This window comes from Stenotrophomonas sp. RIT309, assembly GCF_000632045.1.
GTDB lineage: Bacteria > Pseudomonadota > Gammaproteobacteria > Xanthomonadales > Xanthomonadaceae > Stenotrophomonas > Stenotrophomonas indicatrix.
Genome location: NZ_JFYS01000005.1, coordinates 1 through 24217, shown reverse-complemented (window position 1 = coordinate 24217; position 24217 = coordinate 1). Strand labels below are relative to the sequence as shown.

Sequence of the window (24217 nt, the reverse complement as noted above, 5' to 3'; positions counted from 1 at the left end):
TGAGCTGCCCGCCGCGTGCTGTTTCGGCCCGGCGCCACTGCCTACTCTGCCGCCTCCCCTCTCACAGACGGCAGGCCGATGATCGCCTCTCCTTCGCTGACCACCACTGCACCGGTGGTCGATTTCTTTCATGACGTGGTCTGCGGCTGGTGCTTCGTGCTGGCCCCGCGCCTGCAGCAGGTCTCGGTCGAACTCGGCATCCAGGTCCGCCACCGCAGCTTCGTGCTGCAGGACTCGCGCGAACAGATGATCGAGGTATTCGGCTCGATGCCGCGCGCCAAGGCCATCATCCTGCGCCACTGGGCCGACTGCGCCGCGCATGACGACAGCGCGCGCATCGATATCGACGGCATGCGGGCACAGGACTTCGAATACCCTTCCGGTTGGCTGGGTGCACTGGCCTGCCAGGCCGCCGGCATGCTCGGCGGCAACGCCGCACACGGCGCGATGTTCGATGCCGTGCAGTGGGCGCACCTGCACCAGCACCGAAACATCGGTGACGTCGAGGTGCTGCTGGACATCGCCGAACAGCTGGGGCATCGGCGTGGCGTCTTCGCCGACCGGATGCGCAGCGATGAGGTGCGCCAGCGCGTGCAGGCCGACCGCGCTGAAGCTGCCGCACTCGGCATCCGCTCCATCCCCACCGTCATCACCGGCAACGGCCTGCGCCTGCAGACCCTGCCGCTGCCGCAACTGCGCCAGGCCCTGGCGCCGCTGGTCGCGGCCTGAGCCGCACCGTTCCCCCACCTTCAAGGAGATTCCCATGACCCCACGTACCCTGGGCACCGCCCTGGCCCTGCTGTTGGCCGGCGCCGCGGCTTCCACCGCCGTGTCCGCGCACGAACGCGTTCCCTCCGGCCAGCAGGTCGGCACCAGCCCCTGGGGGCCGAAGGACGAGATCGGCCGCCTCAACCTGATCACCGAGGCCTCACGCGCAGCGATCCTGTCGCGGGTCAGCGGCGGCAAAGCCTACGATCTGGCCACCGAGTACTACGTCGGCATGCCCAGCTGGCAGGATGCCGGCGACCCGCACTACCAGTTCTGGATGACCCACACCCCGCGCGGCACGGTGATGGACGACCCGATGGGCGTAGGCGAGACGATGAACCTCACCCGCAGCTACACCGGCACCGCGTTCTCGATGTACAGCCACACCGGCACCCACATCGATGCGCTGAACCACTTCGGCATCCATGGAAAGATCTGGAATGGCTTCGAGGCCGACAAGCACCTCGGCGACCGCGGCTGGAACGTCACCGGCATCGAGAAATTCCCGCCGCTGATCGCCCGTGGCGTACTGATCGACGTGGCCGGCGCCAAGGGCATGGACATGCTGCCGGACAGCTACCGCGTCACCCGCCAGGACCTGAAGGATGCGCTGGCGCGCCAGCACGTGCAGCTGCAGCAGGGCGACATCGTACTGATCCGCACCGGTCGCATGCGCCTGTTCGAACAGCCCAAGGCCTACATGGCCAACCCGCCGGGCATGGGCCTGGATGCGGCGCGTTTCCTGGTGGAGGACAGCGGCGCGATGATCGTCGGCGCCGACAACCTCAGCTTCGAGACCTTCCCTTCCGAAGTGTCCGACGACTACGTGCCCCTGCACACCTACCTGCTGGCGCAGCAGGGCGCGCCGATCATCGAGCTGGTGGCGCTGGATGAACTGGCGCGCGACAAGGTCTACGAGTTCGCCTTCATCGGTGGCCCGCTGAAGATCCGCGGCGGCGACGCCGCGCCACTGCGCCCGGTGGCCCTGCCAGTCCGCCCGTGACCCGATAGCCGGGCCAGGGTGTGCGGTGCCGACCTTGGCCGGCACCGCTTTTCCCGCATCCATGCCCCCGTTCCCCAGTAGATCCACGCCATGCGTGGATGCTTTGCCTCCTTCAGCAAGCTGAAACCCCGCCCTCCGATTTCATTAGTAATATTACTCACAAGCCGAGTAGCATGTCCGGTCTCAGCCCCTGATATCGGCCTGTCGATACTCGCGCCATGCCTGCCGTTTCCGCCCACTTCTGCCGCTTCCCGCCAGCCCGGCGCCTCCCCCGGAGGACCGGCTGATGGGCGCCGTCGTCGCCCTCGACCGCCTGCTGGACGGCCGCCAGGTCTGGCGCGGGCCGGCACGCCAGGGGCAGGCCAGCGACCATCTGGCCAGTGGCCACCCGGCGCTGGACGCGCGCCTGCCCGGCGGTGGCTGGCCAGCCAGCGGGCTGTGCGAAGTACTGCAGGCCGCACCCGGGGTCGGTGAACTGGCCCTGGTCTGGCCAGCGCTGGCAAAGCTGAGCCAGCAACCACGGCCGATCGTGCTGGTCGCCCCACCCCATCGCCCGCACGCCCCGGCATGGGCCGCCGCCGGGCTCGACCTGGCCCAGCTGCAGATCATCCACGCCGCGCCGAAGCAGGCGCTGTGGGCGGCCGAGCAGTGCCTGCGCTCTGCCGCCTGCGCCGCCGTGCTGTGCTGGCCGCAGCAGGCCGACGATCGTGCCCTGCGCCGCCTGCAGGTTGCCGCCGACAGTGGCCAGTGCCTGGGTTTCGTGTTCCGCGAGGCCCGCGCCGCCCGCAACCCCTCCCCGGCCAGCCTGCGCCTGCAGCTCGACCATGGCCAGGTGCGGGTGCTGAAGTGCCGCGGCGGGCTGCCACCAGCGCAGCCGTTGCCGCTGGCCATCGCCCACTGAGGCCGCGCCATGCACTGGGCCTGCCTGTTGTTGCCGCAGCTGGCGCTGGACAGCGTGCTGCGCCTGCAGCCCGATCCACAGCGGCCACTGGTACTGCTGCAGGGGCCGGCGCAGCGTCGTGTGCTGCGTGCGGTCAGCCCTGCCGCGCGGGCAGCGGGGCTGCGCCCGGGCATGCTGCTGTCGGCCGCGCAGGTGCTGGTGCAGGACCTGCAGCTGCATGACTACGATCCCAGCGCCGAACAGCACACCCGGCAGTTGCTGGCCAGCTGGCTGTATGCCACCAGCTCGCTGGTCAGCCTCGATTTTCCGCATGCGCTGGTGCTGGAAATCGGTGCCAGCCGTGCCCTGTTCGGCGATTGGCTGACGATCGAACAACGCCTGCGCAACGACCTGCACGACCTGGGCTTCCGCCATCGCCTGGTCGCTGCCCCCAACCCGCATGCCGCGCGCGTGCTGGCCAATGTGCACGATGGCCTTGGCATCGATGCGCAGCAGCTGCCCGCCGCACTGGCACAGCTGCCACTGGCGCGTAGTGGCCTGCCCGTTGATGCAGTGACCGTGCTGGCACGCTCCGGCCTGCGCACGCTGGGGGCGGCCTTCGACCTGCCGCGCGAAAGCCTGGCCCGCCGCTTCGCCCCCGAGGTACTGCAGCAGCTGGATGCCGTGCGCGGTTTGGGCAACGCGCCGTTGCGCTATTACCAGCCGCCGGACCGGTTCGATGCGCGCATCGAATTCGAATACGAGATCGAATCCAGCCAGGCCCTGCTGTTCCCGCTGCGGCGCCTGCTGCTGGATCTGGCCGCATTCCTGTGTTCGCGCGATGGTGGCGTGCAGCGTTTCGATCTGCATTTCGAGCATGACCTGCTGCCGGCCAGCGTGCTGACCATCGGCCTGCTGGCCCCCGAACGCGATGCGGCGCTGCTGTTCGAGATCGCACGCAACCGCATGGAAGCCTTCGCCCTGCCCGCCGGCAGCCGTGCGCTGCGCCTGCAGGCCGAGCAGCTGCCGCCGTTCGTGCCGGCCGCACGTGACCTGTTCGATACCCGCCCGGCGCAGGCGATGCCATGGACCCAGCTGCGCGAGCGCCTGCGTGCCCGCCTCGGCGATGACGCCGTGCAGCCACTGGCCGTGCAGGCCGACCACCGCCCCGAACGCGCCAGTGGCACCCAGCCACCGGCCAAGCCACCCGCTTGGTGGCCGCTGCGCCCCGGCTGGCTGCTGGAGACGCCACAGCCGCTGCGCGATCCGCGCCTGCGCATCGTCGCCGGGCCGGAACGGATCGAATCGGGCTGGTGGGACCAGGCCGATGCACGCCGCGACTATTACGTGGTGGAAACCGCGCAGGGCCAGCGGGGCTGGGCCTTCCGCACGCGCAATGATCCGCATGCGCCGTGGATGCTGCACGGCTGGTTCGGTTGAGCCCCATGCACACCGATCTGCCCGGATACGCCGAACTGCACTGCCTGTCGGCCTTCAGCTTCCAGCGTGGCGCGTCCACCGCCGAGGAACTGTTCGCACGCGCTGCCGGCCAGGGTTACCGCGCATTGGCCATCACCGACGAATGCTCGTTGGCTGGCATCGTGCGCGCATGGCAGGCGGCGAAGACGCACGGCGTGGCGCTGATCGTCGGTGCCGAATTCCAGGTTGAAGACGGGCCCAAGCTGGCCCTGCTGTGCACCAACCAAGCCGCTTACGCCGGGCTGTGCCAGCTGATCACCACCTGTCGCCGGCGGGCAGCCAAGGGCGGATACCGCTGCCTGCGCGAGGATCTGCAGGGACTGCCCGAGGGCCTGCTGTGCCTGTGGCTGGACCGGCAACCGGCGGCCACCGAACTGGAACTGCTGCGCCGTTGTTTTCCGCAGCGCCTGTGGCTGGCCGTGGAGCTGCACCACGAACACGACGACACGCGCCGGCTGCAGCAGCTGCAGGCCTTCGGCGAGCGCCACCAGTTGCCGCTGGTCGCCAGTGGCGATGTGCACATGCACGTGCGCCGGCGTCGTGCCTTGCAGGACACGCTGACCGCGATCCGCCACCGCTGCAGCGTGGCCGAGGCTGGCTGGCGCCTGTTTGCCAACGGCGAGCGCCATCTGCGCCCGCGCACTGCACTGGCCCAGCTGTATCCGCCCGACCTGCTGGCAGAAACCCTGCGCATCGCCGAACGCTGCCACTTCTCCCTGGACCAGCTGAAATACACCTACCCGCGCGAACTGGTGCCCGAAGGCCACGACCCGGACAGCTGGCTGCGCGTGCTGGTCGAGCGCGGCATTCCCTGGCGTTGGAAAAAGGGCATCGAGCCAGCCCAGCGCAAGCAGATCGAGCACGAACTGTCACTGATCAAGCAGAAGCAGTACGCCTCCTATTTCCTCACCGTGCAGGACATCGTGCGCTTCGCCCGCAGCCAGGACATCCTCTGCCAGGGCCGTGGCTCGGCCGCCAATTCAGCGGTGTGCTTCGTGCTGGGCGTGACCGAGATCGACCCAGCGCGCAGCAACCTGCTGTTCGAGCGCTTCATCTCGGCCGAGCGTGATGAACCACCGGACATCGACATCGACTTCGAGCACGAGCGCCGCGAGGAAGTGCTGCAGTACGTGTTCAACCGCTATGGCCGCGAGCGTGCCGCGTTGACGGCGGTGGCGATCAGCTACCGTGGCCGCAGCGCGATCCGCGATGTCGCCCGTGCGCTGGGCCTGCCGATGGACCAGGTCAACGAGCTGGGCGCGGCGATGGACCATTGGGGCGGCAACATTCCGTTGCCGGAAACCCTGCGCGAGCGCGGTTTCGATCCGGAAACACCGTTGATGCGCCGGCTGCTGGCATTGACCGCCGAGCTGATCGATTTTCCGCGCCATCTGTCGCAGCATCCGGGCGGCTTCGTGATTTCCGAGCATCCGCTGTCGACGCTGGTGCCGGTGGAGAACGCAGCGATGGCCGACCGCACCGTCATCCAGTGGGACAAGGACGATCTGGACGCCACCGGCCTGATGAAGGTCGACTGCCTGGCACTGGGCATGCTCACCGCCATCCGCAAATGCCTGGCGATGCTGCAGCAGCACGGCCTGCACGAAGGACGCATGGATGCAATCGAGGACGATGACAAGCCGACCTACGACATGATCTGCGCCGCCGACACCATCGGCGTGTTCCAGATCGAGTCGCGCGCGCAGATGGCGATGCTGCCACGCATGCAGCCGCGTAATTTCTATGACCTGGTGATCGAGGTGGCGATCGTGCGCCCCGGGCCGATCCAGGGCGACATGGTGCATCCCTACCTGGAACGTCGGCGGATCCTGCGCGAACAAGGCCCGGATGCGTTGAACGATCCGGACAACCCACTCTATCCCCCCCAGCTCGACCGCGTATTCGCGCGCACACTGGGCGTGCCACTGTTCCAGGAACAGGTCATGCAGTTGGCGGTGGACGCGGCTGGCTACACCGCAGGCGAAGCCGATGCACTGCGCCGTTCGATGGCCGCCTGGAAGCGTCGTGGCGGCCTGGAACCGCACCGCGAAAAGCTGCTGACGGGCATGTTGAAAAACGGCTTCAGTCTGGAATATGGCGAGCACCTGTTCGAGCAGATCAAGGGCTTCGGCGACTACGGTTTTCCGGAAAGCCACGCGGCCAGCTTCGCCCTGCTCACCTATGCCAGCTGCTGGCTGAAGTGCCACCACCCGGCTGCATTCACCGCCAGCCTGATCAACAGCCAGCCACTGGGCTTCTACAGCCCCGACCAGCTGCTGCAGGATGCGCGCCGGCATGGCATCACGGTACTGCCGGTGGACGTGCGCCACAGCGACTGGGATTGCACGCTGGACTTCAGCAAGGGCGCGGCGGCAATCCGGCTCGGCCTGCGCCTGGTCGATGGCTGCAGCGAACCGGCCGCGCAGATCATCATGCGTGAACGCGCACGGCGCCCCTTCGACGATGTCGGCGATCTCTGCCAGCGCACCGCACTGGATCGCCGCCAGCAGGGCCTGCTCGCCGATGCCGGCGCCCTGCGCGGCCTCAGCGGCCATCGCCACCGCGCACGCTGGGATATCTCCGGCGTGGAGAACCGCCTGCCGTTGTTCGACCAGGCCCGCGCCACCGCCGAAGCGCGCGTGGCCCTGCCCCTGCCCAGCGCCTGGGAAGACATGCAGGCCGATTACCGCAGCACCGGCACCACCCTCGGCCGCCATCCGATGTCGTTCCTGCGTGCGCAGCTGCGAACCCGTGGCTGCCTGGATGCCGCGCAGCTGGCCAACCATGGTCATGGCCGGCGCGTACGCATCGCCGGCCTGGTACGCATGCGCCAGCGCCCGCAGACCGCCAGCGGTGTCACCTTCCTTACCCTGGAAGATGAAACCGGCATGGTCAACGCCGTAGTCTGGCGACATCTGGCCGACCGCCAGCACCACATCCTGGTAGATACGCAGCTGATGCAGATCGACGGCCGGCTGGAACGCGTGGATGGCGTGCAGCATGTGATCGTGCAGCGCATGCACTGCCTGGACGAACTGCTGCAGGGGCTGCGCAGCCACAGCCGCGACTTCCATTGACGATACACACCGTCACACACCGAACTGGCCACGGCCGACCGGATTCCGCTATCGTCGGCCACGTCCAAGGAAGGAATACACAATGGCTCGTGCCCTGACCCTGACCACCCTGGTGGTCGCCATGCTCGCGTTGCTCGTTTCCGGCTGGACCGCCTGGAACCTGCATCGCAGCCAGTCACCGCACCGCGTGATCGAAGCGCGCGGCCTGATCATCCACGATGCCAGCGGCCAGCCGCGGGTGATCCTCGGCGCCCCGGTTCCCGACCCCCTCAGCCGGGGCCGCCCGCAGGGGCCGCGTGCCACCGCCCTGTCCGGCCTGATCCTGCTCGGCCCCGATGGCTCCGAGCGCGGCGGCTACGGCACCAGCGACCGGGGTGGCGAAGCCCTGCTGACCCTTGACGATGCCACCGGCACCACCGAAGTCTTCAAGGTGGTGGCCAACCCGGACCGCGGTGCCAGCCTGATGGTCAAGCACCAGAACAACACCGGCGCCATGCTGAGTTCCTGGCAGGGCAAGCCGGAGCTGGTGTTCCTCGACGACAGCGGCCAGTCCTACTACGTGCGCCCCGGCGCCAGCGCTGCGCCCTGAGCGCGCACGCTCAGCGCATCACCGCCGCCAGGTCATCGGCCAACCGACGTTGCTGCGGCGGGCCGAGTGCCGCACAGGTGATGCGCAACCCATGCGCCGGTGCAGATACCGCAAAGACTTCACCCCCACGCACATGCCAGCCACGCGCCGCCAGCGCCAGCACCTGCGGCGTGCTGTCGGCCGGCAGTGGCAGCCACAGATTCAAGCCTTCCATCGGCATCGGTGTCGGCAGCCCGCGCGCCTGCAGCAGGGCCTGCAGACCCTGCAGCCGCTGCTGGTAGCGCTCACCGGCGGCAGCCACCTTCGCCCGTTGCTGCGCCGACTCCAATACCGAACTGGCTGCATCCTGCAGCAGATGGCTGACCCAGCCGGTGCCCGCCGCCAGGCGCAGGCGCAGGCGCACCGCGGTCTGCCCATCGCAGGCCAACCAGGCCACGCGCAGGTCCGGGCCCAATGCCTTGGACAACGAACGCAGCAGCGCCCAACGCCGACCGTCCATCGGCAGCACCGAGTGATAGCTCTGCTGCGAGAGCAGCGCGTAGTGATCGTCGATCAGCACCGCCACCTGCGGATAGCCGGCCAGCAACTGGCGTAGCGCACGCGCACGCTTCGCATCCAGGCTGGCACCGGTGGGATTGTGTGCGCGTGGGGTCAGCAGCACCGCGCGTGCACCCGCATCCAACGCCTGCCACAGTGATTCCACCTGCATGCCGTGCGTATCCACCGCCACCGGCAACGGCACGTGTCCGGCCGCACCGAGGACATTGAGGCTGCCCAGGAAACAGGGATCCTCCACCGCGATGCGGTCCCCCGGCAGCAGCCACGCCGACAGCAGGCGCTCGATGCCATCGACCGCGCCGTGGCTCAGTTCCAGCGCATAGCCCGGCGGGCAATCGGCATCCAGCGAGGCCCGTGCCAGGCGTTGCATGCGTGGATCAACCGTCTCCACCCCATACAGGCGCGAGGACGTCGCAGCCACCCGCAGGCTGGGCAGGCAGCGCGGATCCGGGTTGCCGCCGGCCAGATCGTGCAGGGCCAATCCCGGTGCACTGCCCTCGCGCGCCATCGTCGCCGGCAGGCCGCGCACCACCGTGCCGCGACGCCCTGCCGTACTGGCCAGGCCCGCCGCGTCCAGCCGCTTGTAGGCAGCGGCTACGGTATTGCGGTTGACCCCCAGTCGATCGGCCAGATCCCGCACCGGCGGCAGCACGCTGCCGGCCGCCAGATGGCCGCTACCGATGCCCTCGCGGATGCTGTCGAAGATCGCTTCGGCGCTGTTCCCGGTGATTTTCATTTTGTCCTATGCCAAACTATCTCTTGTCCTGTGCCAGTGTATCCCACCCTGGCCACCCCGCACCGGAGGTGCCCCATGTCCCTCGCCCCCGCCGACTGGCCCGTCGCCCAGTCCGTCGAACAGATCGCCGCCAACCTGGCCACCGTGCGCCAGCGCATCGCCAGCGCCTGTGCCCGCGCCGGTCGTGATCCGGCCAGCGTGCGCCTGCTGCCGGTCAGCAAGACCGTCGATGAAGCACGCATCCGCATGGCCGTAGCCGCCGGTTGCCACCAGCTGGGGGAAAACAAGGTGCAGGAGGCGCAGCGCAAGGCCGAGGCCATGGCCGACCTTGGCGTGCATTGGTCAGTCATCGGCCACCTGCAGACCAACAAGGCCCGCTACGTCGCACGCTTCGCCAGCGAGTTCCAGGCGCTGGACAGCCTGCGCGTGGCCGAGGCGCTGCAGCAGCGGCTGCTGCTGGAGGACCGCACGCTGGATGTGTTCGTACAGGTCAACACCTCGGCAGAGCCCAGCAAATACGGCCTGGAGCCGGCGGCGGTGGCCGACTTCGTGCAGCAGCTGCCCGCCTTCGACCGCCTGCGCGTGCGTGGCCTGATGACCCTCGCCATCTTCACCCCCGAGGTGGAACGCGTACGCGCCTGCTTCGTGCGCCTGCGCGAGCTGCGCGACCAGCTTCAGCAGACGGCGCCGGCAGGCCTGGACCTGTCGCAGCTGTCGATGGGCATGTCCGGTGATTTTGAAGTCGCCATCGAGGAAGGTGCCACCGTCGTCCGCGTTGGCCAGGCGATCTTCGGTGCACGCTCCACGCCCGACAGCTTCTACTGGCCCACCCCGGGAGCACCGGCATGAAGCGCGCCGTTGCCCTGCAGCACGTGGCCTTTGAAGATCTTGGCACCCTGCATCCGCTGCTGCTCGCGCAGGGATGGCAGGTACATACACTGCAAGCCGGCGTGGATGCACTCGATGCAGCCGAAGATGCCGATCTGCTGGTGGTGCTGGGTGGCCCGATCAGCGTCAACAATGGAGCGGCCTACCCGTTCCTCGCCGACAGCATCGCGTTGCTGCAGCGTCGCCTGCAGCAACAGCGGCCGACGCTGGGCATCTGCCTGGGCGCCCAGTTGATGGCGCGCGCACTGCATGCTGTCGTTGCCCCCACCGGCGGCAAGGAAATTGGTTTTGCACCGCTGCTGCTCACCGATGAAGGCCAGCGCTCGCCTTTGCAGGCATTACAGGGCATCCCGGTGCTGCACTGGCATGGTGAAGCCTTCGAACTGCCGGAGGGCGCACGCCGCCTCGCCAGTACGCCCGCCTGTCGCCACCAAGCCTTCGCCATCGGCCACCATGCACTCGCGTTGCAATGCCATCCCGAACTGGATGCGCGCCAGTTCGAGCGCTGGCTGATCGGCCATGCGCTGGAACTGGCCGCGGCCGGTATCGATCCCGTCGACCTGCGCACGCAGGCCCGCCGCTACGGCGGGCCTCTCGCCGCCGCGGCGACCGCAATGTTCCATCAGTGGCTGCACGACCTGCCGGAGACCCGCCAATGCACTACCGCCTGACCATCCAGCACAACGGCATCCATTGGGGCCATGTCGACTGCGACGGTCCCAACGCGCTGCAACGCATTGATGCCATCGCCGCACGCCTGCCCGCTGCCGAAGGCTTCACCCTGCAACGGCAGAAGGGCATCGGTGAGGAGCGCATCCTCTCCAGCACCGCCGATGGCCTGCGCGTGCTGGCCGCGCAGATCCAGTACCGCGATCTCTGACCATCGCGCCAGGAGCCGGCCAGCGGCCGGCACTACCCGGCTACCCACTCCCATGCGAAGCTTCACGCATGTTGAAACTGTCACGCGGCACCATCGACGGCCTGCGCATTGCCCCACGCTGGCCCGCGTCACAGGTCATCGTCGAGGCCGAGGTTCTGCAGCGCCTGCTCGACGCGCAGGCCCTGCTGCCGTCCACGCTTCGTCTGCTGGTCACCCGCGGCTTCGAATGCAGCCAGGGACAGCTGGGCGGCTTCCGGCGCGTGGTCCGGCGGCTGGGCATCGCCGTGTTCCGCTGCTGCTATCGGCATCGCCATGATGAGATCGACGCCATCTTCGGCGCCAATGGCCACGATCTGGACGGGCGTCATGTGGATGTCTCGCTGGTCCTGCACGGCCAGCGCCTGCGCCTGCTTCCGCTGGGCGTGTTCACTCCACTGCGCTGGCAGCAGCAGCGCGTCAGCCGCCATGCCGACGCCGTTGCAGCGGCCAAGGATGCACTGCAGCGATGCGACTTCGATCTGCACCCCAACGCCACGGAGAGCCTGCAGATCCACTGCGACTATCGCGGCATCACGCTGGCGGAACCGTCGCGTTGATCGACGTTCCCCGCGTGTTGCAGGCAACCTGCACCGACCTTCAGCAACGGCTGGGCCGGATCGACAACCTGTCGGGCAATGGCGAACGAAGCCTCATCATCGAAGGCGAACTGCTGCGGTTCCCTTATCGTATCTACGCCGACGCCACGGACCTGTTCCGGCTCGCATCCCAACTGCAGGGTGATACGCGCGCCCTTTGCCTCTGCCTGCTCTCGCGTCACTGCGACGGACATGTACGGCAACGTGCGATCGAGAAGCTGGGGCCCTCGCCGATGCCCTGGGTGCATGCCTTCCAGCTGGCCTTGCTGGGGGAGTACGTGGACGAGGTCGCGTCGGCCGTGGCGATCACGGCGCAACAGACCGGCCTGCAGCGCTATGCCGCGCTCATTGGCGAGAACCGCGCATTCTTCGACCTCTGCCGACAGCGCGCTGCCAGTTACTGGAATGCCTACTACCGCGCCCGCTACCCCAGCCTGCGCATGTTCCCCGCGCACCGCCTGCTGCTGCAGATGGAACGCGCCGCGCGCTCGCCATAGCCCGCTCTACGCGTGCCAGCGCACGCCCGCGTGGCACTACCGCAGGACGGGCGCACACAAACACAGATGCAAATGATTCTTCTTTACTGTAACGTGACGCCGCTGCCCTTGCCGCCGCGGGCTGTTCCCTTCCCCAGCCGTCGCCCGCCCCGTGCCCATGCCTGTCGAATCGACGGATGTCGCGCAGCTGTGCGCAGCCCGCTACCGGCCGCTGCACGCCCACGTCCGTCGCAAACTCATCCAACACAGCTTTGCCTCAGGTGCTGATGCGGTCACTGGCCCTCTGCTCGCTGCCGACGTCGCCGACCCGTCCGGGGTAGTCAGCGATGAGTGAGCGTCGGCAGCACTGGCAAGCGGTGACGATCAGCATCGGGCTGCACCTGCTGCCGTTGCTGCTGTTCGTCCACTGGATGTCCACCCCGCCGCTGCAGCCGCCGCCGGAACAGGACGTGCGCATCAGCCTGCGCCTGCTGGCGCCAGCCACGCCGCCGCAGCCGGTGGAAGAACTGCAGTCCGAACGCTTCAGCCAGGCCCAGCAATCGCGGGCAGCCGAGGCGCGGAAAACACCCCCACCACCGCGGGCCACGGCGGCACCCGAGGGCAACCTCGCCGCCAGCGAGAAGAATGGCGACGGCCACCAGCCCTTGCCCGTGGCCCCACCTGCGGCCGCGACCGATGCCCGTTCCGCACCGGCATCGATCACGGCCGCACCGCCCGCTCCGGACGCACCACCGGCGGACTTCCAGGCCGGCGCCGCCAGCGACCAGTGGGAAGCCCGCCTGATGGCGCGGCTGGAGCGTTACCGCTATTACCCCGCCGCAGCGAGGTCGCGGCGCCAGCAGGGCACCGCATGGGTCAGGGCCAGCATCGACCGCGACGGCCACCTGCGGGCATTGCGCCTGGAACAGTCCAGTGGACAGCCGATGCTGGATGAAAGCGCGCTGCAGACATTCCGCCGCGCCCAGCCTCTGCCCCGGATTCCAGAAGAACTGCCAGCTCCGCAGGAACTGGTGGTGCCGGTGGAGTACTACCTGCGCTAAGCGCTGTAGGCCTCTGCCTCGATCTCGAACAGCATTCCGTCCAACGCCAGCCGCGGCACCGGAATCAACGTGCAGGTCGGCGCTGCGCGATTGGCCCAACGTCGCCGCACCTGGCGGGCGATGATGCCCAGGCGATCCTCGTCGTGGTCGACCACCAGGATCCGCAGTCGTGCAACATCGGCCAGATCCGCATGCGCCGACCGCAGCGCGGTCTGCAGATTGTCCAGTGCCTGCGACACCTGCTCCTCGAAGCTCGGCGACAGGCTTCCCTGGTCGTCCTCGCCTCCCTGTCCGGCGATATGGATCACACGCGCTGGCAGTCGCACCACCGCCACATGCGAATATCCGTTGGCACTGGGATCGTGCAGGCCGGGCGGATCGAACAGATCCAGCAGGCCATGGCTGAAGTCCGGGGTGGTCAGCAGGTTCATACCGCATGCCTTGTGGGGAATGCGATGCAGTCTGCGACCTCAACTGCTGTTGAGGTCAAACCAATTGCATGCAACAGAGCGGTCCAACGCACGCAACGATCGGAAGGATCAGGTCCACGCCGGATCCGCGGTGAAATCGATCGTCAGCCAGAACGTGCTGCTTCGCGCGTCCAACCGCACTGCAATCTCATCGCGCATCGCATCCACCTCACCCACCGTGCCCAGCGGCGTAGACGGCGACGTCAGGATGTGGATCTCGATGAAGCGCATCCGCCCCATCTTCGCTACATGGCTGGTGAAGCCGGCATAGCCATGCTCGGCCACGAATGCCTGCATCACCTGCTGCACGCGCTCGTCCAGGTCATCGGGCGCCACCTGCAACACTTCACGCATGGCTTTCCACGCACTGCGCGCCGGCACCGGCAACACCGCCAGGCTGATCAGCGCCAGTACGATCGAATCCAGATAGGGCACCCAGTAGTGCCACTGGCCACCATGCAGCACCAGCGCCAATACGAAGGCCAGCACCACCGCCAGGCTCATCAAGCCCCCCAGCAACCAGCCGCGCACATCCAGCCACAGCAATGCCGACTGCAGCCTGCGGGCCCGCTGGGCCACGAACGCGGCCATGCCCAGGTTGCTGGCACTCAGCAGCGCCGCCCACCACAGCGCCGGTCCGAACTTCACTTCGTGCCCGCCGGTGGTCAAGCCGATCACCGCGTTGGCCAGCGCATACACGCAGGCCAGCGACAGGATCACCCCGCCCAGCGCCTCGACCATCGGCTCCAGGTGCCAATAGCCGTACTGGAAGCGCGGGCTGTGCTCCCGCGCCACCAGCCGCAGCACCGACAACGACACCAGGGTCAGGGCTACGTCGACCAGGCTGTAGATGCCGTCGAACAGGATGGCCTGCGATCCCACCAGCAGGCCACCGATGAAGCCGACCGCACTGACCGCCACGGTGACCCCGATCGAGAACTTCAGGATGCGTTGCTCGCGCGCGGTATCCATCGTCCGCCGAAGGGCCGACCGTACCGGCTCAGGCCTTCAGCACCTCCACCTTGTAGGACGGCACGTCGCCATCGCGCTCGATGATAAGGCCATGGACGTCCGACTCGAAGCCCGGGAAGCGCGCGTTCTGCTCGCGGGCGATGCGCAGCGACTGGATGATCGGTTCGTCGTGGTCGCCGAAGCGCTCGCCCGGCATGATCGTGGGGATGCCCGGCGGATACGGCACCAGCATCGTTGCAGCGATGCGGCCGCTGATCTGCTCGATGTCGACCCGCTCGATCTCGCCCTTCACCAGGTGGTTGTAGGCATCGGCCGGGGTCATCACCGGCGTCGGCAGGTCCACGTACATCTCACGCATCACCTTGGCCACCGCGAACTCCTGGTTGAACGCATGCAATGCGTCGCACAGGTCACGCAGGCCCCAGCCGGCATAGGCATGGGGATAATCGGCGGCCAGCGACGGCAGCGCCTGGGTCAGCGGCGCGTTGCGGTCGTACAGCTCCTTGAACGCCATCAGCTCGGTAACCAGCGTGCTCCACTTGCCCTTGGTGATGCCCATCGAGAACAGGAACAGCACCGAATACAGGTTGGTCTTCTCCACGGTGATGCCGCGGCCCCACAGGAACTTGCTCAGCACCGCAGCCGGGATGCCCAGCTTGCCCATGCTGCCGTCCATCGACAGCCCCGGCGTCAACAGGGTCACCTTGATCGGATCGATCAGCACATAGTCATCGACCAGGTTCTCGAACCCGTGCCAATGCGCATCGGGCTGCAGGTACCACTCCTCGCGCTTGGCGACCAGCGGCGCCGGTGTATCGCCCTTGTCCAGGCTGCGCTCGACCTTTGTCGGTTGCCACACGCTGAACCACCAGTCATCGCGGCCCAGATCGTCGCGTACATGCAGCATCGCCCTGCGGAAGGCGATCGCCTCGTCATGCATTTCCTGCACCAGCGAACGCCCCGCATCCCCTTCCATCATCTTCGAGGCAACATCACACGCCGCGATCACGCCGTAATGCGGGCTGGTCGAGGTATGCATCATGAACGATTCGTTGAAGCGTTCGGCGTCCAGGTCGCGGCTGGCCGAATTGCGCACGTGGATCATCGAGGCCTGCGAGAACGCGGCCAACAGCTTGTGCGTGGAATGAGTGGTGAAGATGATCGCGTCCTGCTCGCGCGGCTTGCCCTTGGCCATGCCGTAGTGGTTCTCGTAGAACGGATGGAACGCGGCATAGGCGTACCAGGCCTCATCGAAATGCAGGAAGTCGACCGCGCTGCCGATCTCCTCGGCGATTTTCTCGGCGTTGTAGCACAGGCCGTCGTAGGTCGAGTTGGTCACCACCGCGATACGCGGTTTGGAACCGGCCTGGTAGGCCTGGCTGGCCAGCGGATTGGCCGCGATGCTCTGCTGCAGGGCTTCCGGGGTGAACTGGTCCAGGCTGATCGGGCCGATGATGCCGTGCGCATTGCGGCTGGGCGTGAAGTACACCGGCACCGCGCCGGTCATGATCAGCGAATGCAGCAGCGACTTGTGGCAGTTGCGGTCGACGAACACCACGTCGCCACGGGCCACGGTGCCGTGCCACACGATCTTGTTGGCCGTTGACGTACCGTTGGTGACGAAGAAGGTGTGGTCGGCGCCGAAGTTGCGCGCGGCCTCGTCCTCGGCCTCCTTGATCGGGCCGGTGTGATCCAGCAGCGAGCCCAGCTCCGGCACCGAAATCGACAGATCGCTGCGCAGCGTGTTCTCACCATAGAACTGGTGGAAGGCCCGCCCGACCGGTGACTTGGTGAAAGCCACGCCGCCGGCATGGCCAGGCGTATGCCAGGAATAATTCGACTCGGCCGCGTGGTGGATCAGCGCCTTGAAGAACGGCGGCAGCAGGTTCTGCATGTAGTCTTCGGCCGCACGCATCACCTGGCGCGAGATGAAGCTCTTGGTGTCTTCGAACAGGAAGATGAAGCCGTGGATGTACTTGAGCAGCTTGCTCGGCACCTTCTCGATGGTACGGCGCTCGCCATACAGGAACACCGGCAGGTTGGCCCGGCGCGCACTCTGCTCGCGCAGGAAGGCGGTCAGGCGCTGGAACTCGCCATCGACCTCCTCGCTGCCGTCGATCGAGATCAGCACCGCCGAAGCGGCCACATAGGTACGGGCGCCGGCACGGGCATCGTCCAGGTTCAGGCCGCACAGCACGCGCTGGTCATTGCTGCGCAGCTCTTCCACCAGCGCACGGATGAGGATGCCGCCGATGCGCGGCGAGTCGTAGTCACCGTCAATGACGATGACCGGATAATCCAGGGACTTGAAATACACGTTGATTCTCCTTGTCTAACTCAGGAACGCTGGGCGCCGGACGAAATTGCCGCCGCCTCGCGGGAACGCTGCCGCTGTTGGCGACGCTCCTCGCTGAAGAAGGGATAGAACACGGTGATGAACAGCACGAACAGGAAGGCGTACTGCACGATCGTTCCCGACGAGCCGTAGATCGCCCACAGGCAGTACACGACCGTCAGACTGGTCAGGGTCCAGAACGCACCGGTGTGCACCAGCGTGTGCGACCGCTCCACCACGAAGTAACAGGCCACGCATGAATAGATGTAAGGCAGCAGCGTCAGCACGACCGCCGCCGAAGTGATCACGTCGAACTGGGCCGAGGCGGTCTTCGAGGTGGAGGTCACCAGCACCGCCAGGGTCATCAGCACGGCCACGATCAGCACGCCCTTGACCGGCACGTCGTCCTTGTTGGTCTTGCTGAAGATGCTCGGGAACAGGCCATCATCGGAGGCCGCCTTGGCGCTCTGCGCGGTCAGCAGGATCCAGCCGCCCAGCGAACCTGCGGCGCCGATGAAGGCACACAGGCTGACCAGCGCACCACCCCAGCCCCCGACGGCCTTGGCCGCCGCCAGTGCGAACGGCGCGTCAGACACCTGCAGCTCGCCGTTGGGCACCATGCCCATGATCACCGACGAGCTGGCGATGTAGGCGATGGCGGCCAGGAACACACCGGCCAGGGTGGCGCGGGCCACGTTCTTCTCCGGGTTTTCGACCACACCGGCCGTGACCGAGGCCGACTCGACGCCGATGAAGGCCCACAGGGTCAGTGCCGCAGCACTGGAGATCGCACCGAAGTTCGACTCGCCGGAGACGTTGTAGGCCCCCTTGAAGATGTCGGCATCGAAGAAGAACCAGCCGAAGATGGCGATACCCAGGATCGGCACCAGCGCGAAGCTGGTGGTGACCGTCTGCACGCGGCTGACGAACGCCGGTCCGATCATGTTGGCAAAGCTCAGCGCCCACACCAGGATCAGCACCGCGATGCAGCGCACCAGCGGCTCGGACAGGATCGGGAAGAAGTAGCTGAAGTAGCCCACCGCCGCGATGGGAATGGCAACGTTGCCGATCCAGTTGGCGAACCAGTAGATGGTGTTGGTCTGGAAGCCCATGTAGGGACCGAACCAATCGCGTGCATACGCATACGGGCCACCCGCTTTGGGCGCCAGCTTGCCGAGCTTGGCGAACACGAAGGCCAGCAGCAGCGCACCGGCCGTGGTGATCAGCCACCCCCATATCGAGGCGGTACCGATCTTGGCCAGGCTGGAGGGCAGCAGGAACACCCCTGAGCCCATCATGTTGCCGGCGACGAGGAAGGTGGCTCCGACCACCCCGATTTTCTTTGCTTCTGCCATGACAATCTCCTGTACCTGGCATGGGCCCGGTGAACCCGGGCGTGGGGAATGGCTACGCTGGCGTGCTGCCGCTGGCGCTTACTTGATGAAGTTGTATTGCAGGCTGCCCTGCACCCGGACCGTGTCGCCGCGTGCTCCGCTCTGCTGCTGCAGGCGGCCGTACAGCAGTTCCATGCCCATCGTCCACGACGGTGCCGGGCTCCAGATCAGGTTGAACACGCCATAGCGGCTTTGCCGGAATGCATCGGTCGGCAGCGCCGCATTGCGCTCCAGGGTCAGCTGGCCGTAGATCAGGTTCGATCGCCACAGATCCGACCAGTAGTGGGTATAGCCGACGAAGCCACCGTGCAGGTCCAGCGCATCGATGCGTCCATCGGCACCTACCACGGCGTCAAGACCGGAACCGGTGAGATCGGCGGTATAGCGGCTCAGGCCGCGGCCGCCCAGCGCGCCGAACAGCAACAGATCGCGTTCCCCCACCGAGGCCGAGCCACTGAGCTGCGCGCCACCGGCAAAGACGCGGTCACGGCGGGCATCGCCGTCGTAGGCAAGATTGCGCGCCACGACGCCCAGTTGCAGGTGGCCCCAGTCACGCTCCATGCGCGCGATGGCACTCACATCCGGCAATCGATTGACCGCCGCCATCGCATCGCTGGCGCCGGCCAGCTCGGTGTCCGGGTCTTCGGCGGCCAGGGTCAGGGTGTTGCCCTTGCCCAGTGCAAAGCTGTGATGGATGCCGGCCACCAGCAGGTAACCGGCGCCGCCGGGTCCGGCAAAATCCAGCGTGTCGGGCAGGCTGTCCGGGTCCATGAAGCTGGAATACCCGTAACCCGCATACGTGTTGCCAAGCTGGCCATAGGCATGGCGCAGGCGGAACTGATAGCCATCGCTGCTGCCGAAGAAGTCATTCTCCAGATAGAAGCGCAGGTTGCCATGGGTGGTCGGCCGCCGCGCCTCGAAACTGAAACGCGTCTGCTTGGCGTGGATGTTGAAGTTCGAAACATCGCGATGGCTGCCGCCCACCGGCATCGACGAGGGAATGAACTGATCCTCGTCCCCGGCGCCGCGCGAATCCGCAATCGCATCGAGCTTGGCATAGCCACCGATGCGGATCACGGTGTCGGTGCCGGGAATGGCGAAGAAGCCTTTCAGGTCCGGATCGGTCGGGCCGGCGGCGCTGTCCGGGCGCGAGGCCGCCGTTGACGGATCGGCCACCGATTCACGCTGGGGCAGCACGGTCGGCGACACGCCGGGAACCTGGGTCGGGTGCAGGATGCCGCTGGCGGTTGACACCGTCGTGGTCGCCTGCGACGCAGCGGGCGTCGGCGTCGGCAGTACAACGGGAGCCGCAGCCGCACGCTCTTCGCGTCGTTCAAGCTGGTCCAGACGCTGCTGCATGCCCTGCAGCGTCTGCCGCATCGCGTCGATCTCCCGACGCAATGCCTGCGCATCATCCTGTGCGTGCAACGGCATCGCTGCCATCGCCGTCAGGCACCCCATACTCAGTACCGCCAAGCGCATTGCATCCTCCCCGGACTGGAACTTCCGCCGCGCGGCCGAGCAGCGCGCGTGCGCCGCCCCGACCTCAACGAGCCGTTGCTGGAAATGCGGGTACTGCGTCGACGACCGTCGCCAGCCTGCGCGATGCAGGCAACAGGGCGATGACATTGCCCCACCTGCCCGGACAGCGCCGGAGTCGCTTCCACTGCGGCAGCGCTGCCGAAGGGGTGGCGACCGCAGGGGTCTGGGTAACAAGCGCTGGGTGAGAATGTCGTGAATGGCATTGCGCGCACGCCCTCTCGAGGGCATGACCTGTGCGGCATCCATAGCGCAGTGACGCTGTATTCCATGCGCCAAGGCTAGTTCGACTGTCGTTTTTGGCCTTGATTGGGATCAAAGCGAAATGCTTGATGTCAGTCACGATTCAGACGTGACATCTGTTCGTGACGTGCGCAGCCCTCTTCGCCGGGACTGTCGCAGAAAGCAACAGGCCCACATGTCGCCATGTGGGCCTGTCACTCGGTTCAGCAGCCCGGGGGCCTCAGCGTGGGCCGAGTACCGCCTGCAGATCGTTGCCCTGCGGAAGGCCGGCACGTCGCTGCACCTGGCCCTGCGCATCCTGGAACAGGATGCCGGGCGTGCCCTGGAAGCCCATCTCCACCATCAGCACCTGGTTGGCATCCAGTTTGGCTGCGATGTCCCGGCTGATGCTAGGCAGCGGCTTGATGCCACCGCGATCGAACTGATGCTCGTTCTCCAGCAGTGCCGCACTGGGATCGCGCGCGGCCATGATCGCCGCCGCCTTGGCCGGACTGTCTTCGCGGATCACGCCGACCATGATGTGGCGCAACTGCACCTTTCCTGCGTCCACCCAGGGCCGTGCCGCCTCCCAGAACTTGTGGCAGTAAGGACAGTTGGCATCACTGAAGGTGTACACCACGCGCGGCGCATCGGCCTTGCCATCGCGTACCCAGGCACTGGCCTCCAGCTTGCTCCACATCTTGGCCGACATCGGCGCGGCAACCAGCTTCTCCAGCGTCTCGGCTGCAACTTCGTTGCCCTCGGCGTCGAACAGGCTACCCACCAGCACATGCTTGCCATCGGCGGTCACGTAAGCCGCCGCCGGCTGCTGGCCACCAACCATGCCGGCAAAGCCGCGCAGGCCGCCCGGCGCGTCGAATTCGGAGACCACCTCGAAGCCATGCTTCTCGATGCCCTTCAGGACAGCTGGCAACTCACCCTTCCTGGCGGCTGCCGTTGCCGAAGCCGTTGCCGGTGCAGCGGCACCCTTGCCCGGTGGGGTCTGTGCCTGGCTGCAGGCAGCCAGCGCCAGCATGGCCGGCAGCATCAGCGTATGCGCGATGCGCGGGGAAATCGACAACATGGAAACTCCGTAGTGGGATGCCAGCGCAGGCTACCGCAGCCGGCGCAGTTTGTGTTCAAGACCGGCCTGGGTCAGTTCGCCGAGATGCAGTTCCTGCAACCGCCCCTGCGCGTCGAAGAAGAGCGTGGAGGGGAAAGCCCGGACGTCCAGCGAGGTAGAGGCAGCCGATGACTCATCCAGCAGGACGTTGCCCAGCGAGATGTGTTCAGCGGCTAGAAAGGTCTGGACCTCGGCAAGGGTCTCGCCCTGGTTGAGGAAGACGAACTGGATATCGGCATGCTTCTGCTGGGCCGTCGCCAGTACCGGCATCTCCCGGCGACACGGGCCGCACCAGCTGGCCCACAGGTTCAGCACGAGCGGCCTGCCGTGAAACTGCTGCAGGTCAATCGCCCTGCCCTGCAGGTCGACTACCTGCAGTGTCGGCAGCGGCATCTGCTTTGCCTGCCAGTACGCGAGCCCCTGGCTTGCACCGCCCCACAGCAGCAGTCCGGCCAGCGCACCTGCCAGCACCGGCGCCCTCAACGCGCGATGCCTGCGCAGTCGCCACAGCGCCCAGGCAAATCCAGCGCCGATCACAACGGGCAGGTGATACCCACCATCGGCAATCTGCAGCACGCTCCAGGGAGCTTCACGATAAAGGCTGAAATGCGCGGCAACAAAGGACAGCCGGCCACACAGCAGGCCAACCAGCAGCATGTCCAGCACCATCCCGGCTGCAGGTGGCCGAGCCTGGCCAGGCTCAGCACGCGACCAGAACCGCGCAATGGCCATCGCCAGCAACAGGAAGATCAGGATCAACACCACCGGCATCGGCACCGGCCCAACACTCGACATCAGCTCACCCGCTCTCGCCTGCACAGACCCGCATGGTCAAAGCGTCGTGCCTGCGATGCAAGCACGACGCATCCAACAGCATTCATCAAGCGGCGTTGCGCCCCAGCTGCGTGCCTGGCGAGGCGCGCAGCCCTCGCAGACTGCCGGCCACGGCAGGCGTCAGCGGACGGTCGCGGCGTTTATTGCTGACGTGGCGACGATAGTTGGCGGGCGTCATGCCGACGATGCGCAGGAACAGCCGGCGGAATGCGCTCTGATCAGCGTAGCCCACCCCCCAGGCAACTTCGTCGATGCTGGCGCCCTGCTGCAGCAACGTCTGCGCCTTGGCCACGCGCAGTCGCTGGCAGTACTCGATGGGCCGCAGCCCGGTCGCCTTCAGGAAACGGCGTTGCAGGGTCCGCGGTTCCAGGCCGGAGATCTCACAGATTGCCCCCAGCGTCGCCCCACGTGCAGCCGTGGTATGCAGCCAGCGCTGCGCCTTCAGCACGTCACGGTCACCATGGGCGAAGTTGGCACTGAATCGCTCGAGATCCTGCTGGATCCCCACTGGCACCACTATCCCCAACTGCTGTGCCACCGCGCTGGCCACGCCCTGGCCGTGCAGCCGGTACAGCAGGCGCAGACCGAGGAAGCGCCAGGCCTGGGCCCCGCCCACGGTGAGCAGATCGCCATCATCGACGAGTGCACGCTCACTGGGTGCCCAGCTGCCGACCTGCACCTGCAGCGCCGGATGGCGGTTGAGGTCAGGGCCTGACACCGTGCGCCCCGTCAACAGACCCGCCCGTGCCAGCACACTGACCCCGTCACCTGCGGCGGCCAGCAGGCTGCCGCCGTCGTAGTGGGCCCGCAACCAGTCCAGCAGGACATCCTCGGCGCGCAGCGACGCACCGGAACTGACCTGGCCCGGCAAGGCGATCACTGCGGGAATTGCCGCGTCCAGCATTTCGGCACCGGCAATGCGATGCACGCCGGTATTGCTGGCAGGCACAATCCAGCGGGTGACCAGCACCCGCTTGCAGGGCCGTCGCTGCTGCTGCGCCAGACGATTGGCGACGTGCGCCATTTCGGCAAGCACCGATGCAGCCGACGGGTCGCCTCCGGGGTATTCAACCACCGCAACCTCGACGAATCCTTCGTTGCTGATTCCCTCCACTCCCCACCTCCTCTTCCGGTTCAGGCCGTCGAGCGGCCGGTTCAGGTTGAGGGTAGGAACTGCTTTGCCCCGGGGGCTATGAAGAAAGTTGCAAAGTGTGCTGAATGGGTGACGCAGGCAAAGCCTTGACTCTTGACCAGAGTCCAGGGATGACTATGCACGGCAGGTCCAGAGGAGTCCGCCGTGAACATTGGTCAGTTGGCACGCCAGGCCGGCGTCCCCATCGACACCGTCCGCTACTACGAACGTCAGCAGCTTCTGCCCACCGCGGCACGTACGGCAGGTGGCTATCGCATCTTCGGCGAGCAGGATCTGCGACGCCTGCGCTTCATCCGCCGGGCAAAGACTCTGGGCTTCAGCCTGGACGAGATCGGTGAACTGCTTTCCCTCAGCGATCATCCTCCGCAGGACATGGGCAGCGTGCGTGACACCGCGCGGATTCGACTGCAGGACATCGAACTGCGGATGGCCGAACTGCAGCGCATGCATGGCGCCCTCTCGCAACTGGTCGATGCCTGCCCCGGACATGGCGCGCTCGACCAGTGCCCGATCCTGGCCGCGCTGACCGGGGAAGACCGCTGAGCGCCTGACGTCTGCGTCGACACATGTGCTGCCTGGCAGGCGGAAATCGCCTCCGCGCCATCGCGCGCCATGTGTAGAAAAGTGCAACAAAGCGCTTGCCAACCCCCGGGGGCACAGCTATTATTTCGCTCCTCAGCGACGTGGGGCCATAGCTCAGCTGGGAGAGCGCCTGCATGGCATGCAGGAGGTCAGCGGTTCGATCCCGCTTGGCTCCACCACTTTCGACATTAGGCCGTCGAGAGTTCTACAACTTGAAGTTTTTCGTGCGTCCCCATCGTCTAGAGGCCTAGGACATCACCCTTTCACGGTGGCGACCGGGGTTCGAATCCCCGTGGGGACGCCACTCATCATGAACAACGAGGACCCGGCCGATAACCGGGTCTTTTTTGTTCACCGCCCACCGGCATTCAGGTTGTGGCGTCGGAACGCTCCTGCCCTTGTGGCAATGAACGATTCGATGAAAAAGCTTCAAAAAAAGCTTCCACAAATGTGAACAGGCAGGTATGATAGGCGGCTCGGTAACACGGGGCCATAGCTCAGCTGGGAGAGCGCCTGCATGGCATGCAGGAGGTCAGCGGTTCGATCCCGCTTGGCTCCACCAC

22 protein-coding genes and 3 tRNA genes are annotated in these 24217 nt (G+C 66.6%); 16 read left to right on the top strand and 9 right to left on the bottom strand.

What is annotated here, in order from left to right; genetic code table 11:
• The first annotated feature begins 78 nt into the window (after positions 1-78).
• The 6 genes from BW38_RS16210 to BW38_RS16235 all read left to right on the top strand — a co-directional run bounded on the left by BW38_RS16210 (position 79) and on the right by BW38_RS16235 (position 7796).
• Positions 79-729 carry a DsbA family protein gene (locus BW38_RS16210; protein ID WP_032975254.1) on the top strand — a complete coding sequence of 217 codons (651 nt, stop codon included), beginning with the start codon at positions 79-81 and terminating at the stop codon, positions 727-729.
• A gap of 34 nt (positions 730-763) precedes the next feature.
• Complete coding sequence (locus tag BW38_RS16215) at positions 764-1771, top strand: cyclase family protein (protein WP_032975252.1); 1008 nt, start codon at positions 764-766, stop codon at positions 1769-1771.
• Between the two features lie 286 nt (positions 1772-2057).
• Positions 2058-2672 carry a translesion DNA synthesis-associated protein ImuA gene (gene imuA, locus BW38_RS16220; RefSeq protein WP_032975251.1) on the top strand — a complete coding sequence of 205 codons (615 nt, stop codon included), beginning with the start codon at positions 2058-2060 and terminating at the stop codon, positions 2670-2672.
• A 9-nt stretch (positions 2673-2681) separates the two neighbouring features.
• On the top strand, positions 2682-4091 hold the full coding sequence (locus tag BW38_RS16225; protein WP_032975250.1) for a DNA polymerase Y family protein: 1410 nt from the start codon (positions 2682-2684) through the stop codon (positions 4089-4091).
• Between the two features lie 5 nt (positions 4092-4096).
• Entirely contained in the window at positions 4097-7207 is a 3111-nt protein-coding gene (locus BW38_RS16230; protein ID WP_032975249.1) for an error-prone DNA polymerase, read from the top strand.
• 82 nt (positions 7208-7289) lie between these two features.
• A complete protein-coding gene (locus BW38_RS16235) occupies positions 7290-7796 on the top strand; it encodes a hypothetical protein (RefSeq protein WP_025879224.1) in 507 nt (168 codons plus the stop codon).
• 10 nt (positions 7797-7806) lie between these two features.
• On the opposite strand, the gene ptsJ is transcribed toward BW38_RS16235, so the two are convergent.
• Positions 7807-9090, bottom strand: coding sequence for a transcriptional regulator PtsJ (ptsJ, locus tag BW38_RS16240; protein WP_032975248.1), 1284 nt, complete (start codon positions 9088-9090; stop codon positions 7807-7809).
• Between the two features lie 75 nt (positions 9091-9165).
• Between ptsJ and BW38_RS16245 the strand changes: the two genes are divergently transcribed.
• The 6 genes from BW38_RS16245 (at position 9166) to BW38_RS16265 (ending at position 13030) form a co-directional block, all read left to right on the top strand.
• Positions 9166-9939 carry a YggS family pyridoxal phosphate-dependent enzyme gene (locus BW38_RS16245; protein WP_032975247.1) on the top strand — a complete coding sequence of 258 codons (774 nt, stop codon included), beginning with the start codon at positions 9166-9168 and terminating at the stop codon, positions 9937-9939.
• Positions 9936-10649: a glutamine amidotransferase gene (locus tag BW38_RS16250; protein ID WP_032975246.1), complete on the top strand. Its 714-nt coding sequence runs from the start codon at positions 9936-9938 to the stop codon at positions 10647-10649. Before BW38_RS16245 ends, BW38_RS16250 begins: the two co-directional genes overlap by 4 nt.
• The gene (locus BW38_RS16255; RefSeq protein ID WP_032975245.1) at positions 10634-10858 is read left to right on the top strand and encodes a hypothetical protein; all 225 of its coding nucleotides are present in this window, start codon (positions 10634-10636) and stop codon (positions 10856-10858) included. The genes BW38_RS16250 and BW38_RS16255 overlap by 16 nt, the downstream gene beginning before the upstream one ends.
• Before the next feature lie 68 nt (positions 10859-10926).
• Positions 10927-11454 (top strand): hypothetical protein, encoded by a 528-nt coding sequence (locus tag BW38_RS16260; protein ID WP_032975244.1) that lies wholly within the window; start codon positions 10927-10929, stop codon positions 11452-11454.
• Positions 11451-11990, top strand: a complete 540-nt coding sequence (locus tag BW38_RS21175) for a hypothetical protein (RefSeq protein WP_051584910.1) — start codon at positions 11451-11453, stop codon at positions 11988-11990. The genes BW38_RS16260 and BW38_RS21175 overlap by 4 nt, the downstream gene beginning before the upstream one ends.
• 326 nt (positions 11991-12316) lie before the next feature.
• Positions 12317-13030, top strand: coding sequence for an energy transducer TonB (locus BW38_RS16265; RefSeq protein ID WP_032975243.1), 714 nt, complete (start codon positions 12317-12319; stop codon positions 13028-13030).
• Here the strand turns inward: BW38_RS16265 and BW38_RS16270 are convergent.
• The 8 genes from BW38_RS16270 to BW38_RS16305 form a co-directional block, all read right to left on the bottom strand.
• Positions 13027-13461 (bottom strand): RidA family protein, encoded by a 435-nt coding sequence (locus BW38_RS16270; RefSeq protein ID WP_025879232.1) that lies wholly within the window; start codon positions 13459-13461, stop codon positions 13027-13029. The two genes, BW38_RS16265 and BW38_RS16270, sit on opposite strands and share 4 nt — an antisense overlap.
• A gap of 108 nt (positions 13462-13569) precedes the next feature.
• Positions 13570-14472 (bottom strand): cation diffusion facilitator family transporter, encoded by a 903-nt coding sequence (locus BW38_RS16275; RefSeq protein ID WP_032975242.1) that lies wholly within the window; start codon positions 14470-14472, stop codon positions 13570-13572.
• A gap of 28 nt (positions 14473-14500) precedes the next feature.
• Entirely contained in the window at positions 14501-16789 is a 2289-nt protein-coding gene (locus tag BW38_RS16280; RefSeq protein ID WP_032975241.1) for an Orn/Lys/Arg decarboxylase N-terminal domain-containing protein, read from the bottom strand.
• 20 nt (positions 16790-16809) lie between these two features.
• On the bottom strand, positions 16810-18162 hold the full coding sequence (adiC, locus tag BW38_RS16285) for an arginine/agmatine antiporter (protein WP_025879235.1): 1353 nt from the start codon (positions 18160-18162) through the stop codon (positions 16810-16812).
• 78 nt (positions 18163-18240) lie between these two features.
• On the bottom strand, positions 18241-19683 hold the full coding sequence (locus BW38_RS16290; protein ID WP_032975240.1) for a DcaP family trimeric outer membrane transporter: 1443 nt from the start codon (positions 19681-19683) through the stop codon (positions 18241-18243).
• Between the two features lie 520 nt (positions 19684-20203).
• Positions 20204-21046: a thiol:disulfide interchange protein DsbG gene (dsbG, locus tag BW38_RS16295; RefSeq protein ID WP_032975238.1), complete on the bottom strand. Its 843-nt coding sequence runs from the start codon at positions 21044-21046 to the stop codon at positions 20204-20206.
• Positions 21047-21076: 30 nt separating this feature from the next.
• Complete coding sequence (locus BW38_RS16300) at positions 21077-21880, bottom strand: TlpA disulfide reductase family protein (protein ID WP_032975237.1); 804 nt, start codon at positions 21878-21880, stop codon at positions 21077-21079.
• Between the two features lie 85 nt (positions 21881-21965).
• The gene (locus BW38_RS16305; protein WP_032975236.1) at positions 21966-23033 is read right to left on the bottom strand and encodes a helix-turn-helix domain-containing protein; all 1068 of its coding nucleotides are present in this window, start codon (positions 23031-23033) and stop codon (positions 21966-21968) included.
• A 183-nt stretch (positions 23034-23216) separates the two neighbouring features.
• Between BW38_RS16305 and BW38_RS16310 the strand changes: the two genes are divergently transcribed.
• The 4 genes from BW38_RS16310 to BW38_RS16325 all read left to right on the top strand — a co-directional run bounded on the left by BW38_RS16310 (position 23217) and on the right by BW38_RS16325 (position 24216).
• Positions 23217-23615 (top strand): heavy metal-responsive transcriptional regulator, encoded by a 399-nt coding sequence (locus tag BW38_RS16310; RefSeq protein ID WP_025879240.1) that lies wholly within the window; start codon positions 23217-23219, stop codon positions 23613-23615.
• 142 nt (positions 23616-23757) lie between these two features.
• Positions 23758-23833: transfer RNA gene (locus BW38_RS16315), tRNA-Ala, on the top strand.
• A 49-nt stretch (positions 23834-23882) separates the two neighbouring features.
• Positions 23883-23958 (top strand) — tRNA-Glu (locus BW38_RS16320).
• Between the two features lie 182 nt (positions 23959-24140).
• A tRNA-Ala gene (locus BW38_RS16325) sits at positions 24141-24216 on the top strand.
• Position 24217: the final 1 nt, after the last annotated feature.

What these genes read in the sequence shown, in the direction of transcription:
- imuA (WP_032975251.1), top strand. Translation starts at nt 2,058, where the DNA reads ATGGGCGCCGTCGTCGCCCTCGACCGCCTGCTGGACGGCCGCCAGGTC.
- BW38_RS16255 (WP_032975245.1), top strand. Translation starts at nt 10,634, where the DNA reads ATGCACTACCGCCTGACCATCCAGCACAACGGCATCCATTGGGGCCAT.
- BW38_RS16260 (WP_032975244.1), top strand. Translation starts at nt 10,927, where the DNA reads ATGTTGAAACTGTCACGCGGCACCATCGACGGCCTGCGCATTGCCCCA.
- BW38_RS16235 (WP_025879224.1), top strand. Translation starts at nt 7,290, where the DNA reads ATGGCTCGTGCCCTGACCCTGACCACCCTGGTGGTCGCCATGCTCGCG.
- BW38_RS16250 (WP_032975246.1), top strand. Translation starts at nt 9,936, where the DNA reads ATGAAGCGCGCCGTTGCCCTGCAGCACGTGGCCTTTGAAGATCTTGGC.
- BW38_RS16275 (WP_032975242.1), bottom strand. Translation starts at nt 14,472, where the DNA reads ATGGATACCGCGCGCGAGCAACGCATCCTGAAGTTCTCGATCGGGGTC.
- BW38_RS16245 (WP_032975247.1), top strand. Translation starts at nt 9,166, where the DNA reads ATGTCCCTCGCCCCCGCCGACTGGCCCGTCGCCCAGTCCGTCGAACAG.
- BW38_RS16290 (WP_032975240.1), bottom strand. Translation starts at nt 19,683, where the DNA reads ATGCGCTTGGCGGTACTGAGTATGGGGTGCCTGACGGCGATGGCAGCG.
- BW38_RS16300 (WP_032975237.1), bottom strand. Translation starts at nt 21,880, where the DNA reads ATGTCGAGTGTTGGGCCGGTGCCGATGCCGGTGGTGTTGATCCTGATC.
- ptsJ (WP_032975248.1), bottom strand. Translation starts at nt 9,090, where the DNA reads ATGAAAATCACCGGGAACAGCGCCGAAGCGATCTTCGACAGCATCCGC.
- BW38_RS16215 (WP_032975252.1), top strand. Translation starts at nt 764, where the DNA reads ATGACCCCACGTACCCTGGGCACCGCCCTGGCCCTGCTGTTGGCCGGC.
- BW38_RS16265 (WP_032975243.1), top strand. Translation starts at nt 12,317, where the DNA reads ATGAGTGAGCGTCGGCAGCACTGGCAAGCGGTGACGATCAGCATCGGG.
- BW38_RS16225 (WP_032975250.1), top strand. Translation starts at nt 2,682, where the DNA reads ATGCACTGGGCCTGCCTGTTGTTGCCGCAGCTGGCGCTGGACAGCGTG.
- BW38_RS16270 (WP_025879232.1), bottom strand. Translation starts at nt 13,461, where the DNA reads ATGAACCTGCTGACCACCCCGGACTTCAGCCATGGCCTGCTGGATCTG.
- adiC (WP_025879235.1), bottom strand. Translation starts at nt 18,162, where the DNA reads ATGGCAGAAGCAAAGAAAATCGGGGTGGTCGGAGCCACCTTCCTCGTC.
- BW38_RS16210 (WP_032975254.1), top strand. Translation starts at nt 79, where the DNA reads ATGATCGCCTCTCCTTCGCTGACCACCACTGCACCGGTGGTCGATTTC.
- BW38_RS16230 (WP_032975249.1), top strand. Translation starts at nt 4,097, where the DNA reads ATGCACACCGATCTGCCCGGATACGCCGAACTGCACTGCCTGTCGGCC.
- dsbG (WP_032975238.1), bottom strand. Translation starts at nt 21,046, where the DNA reads ATGTTGTCGATTTCCCCGCGCATCGCGCATACGCTGATGCTGCCGGCC.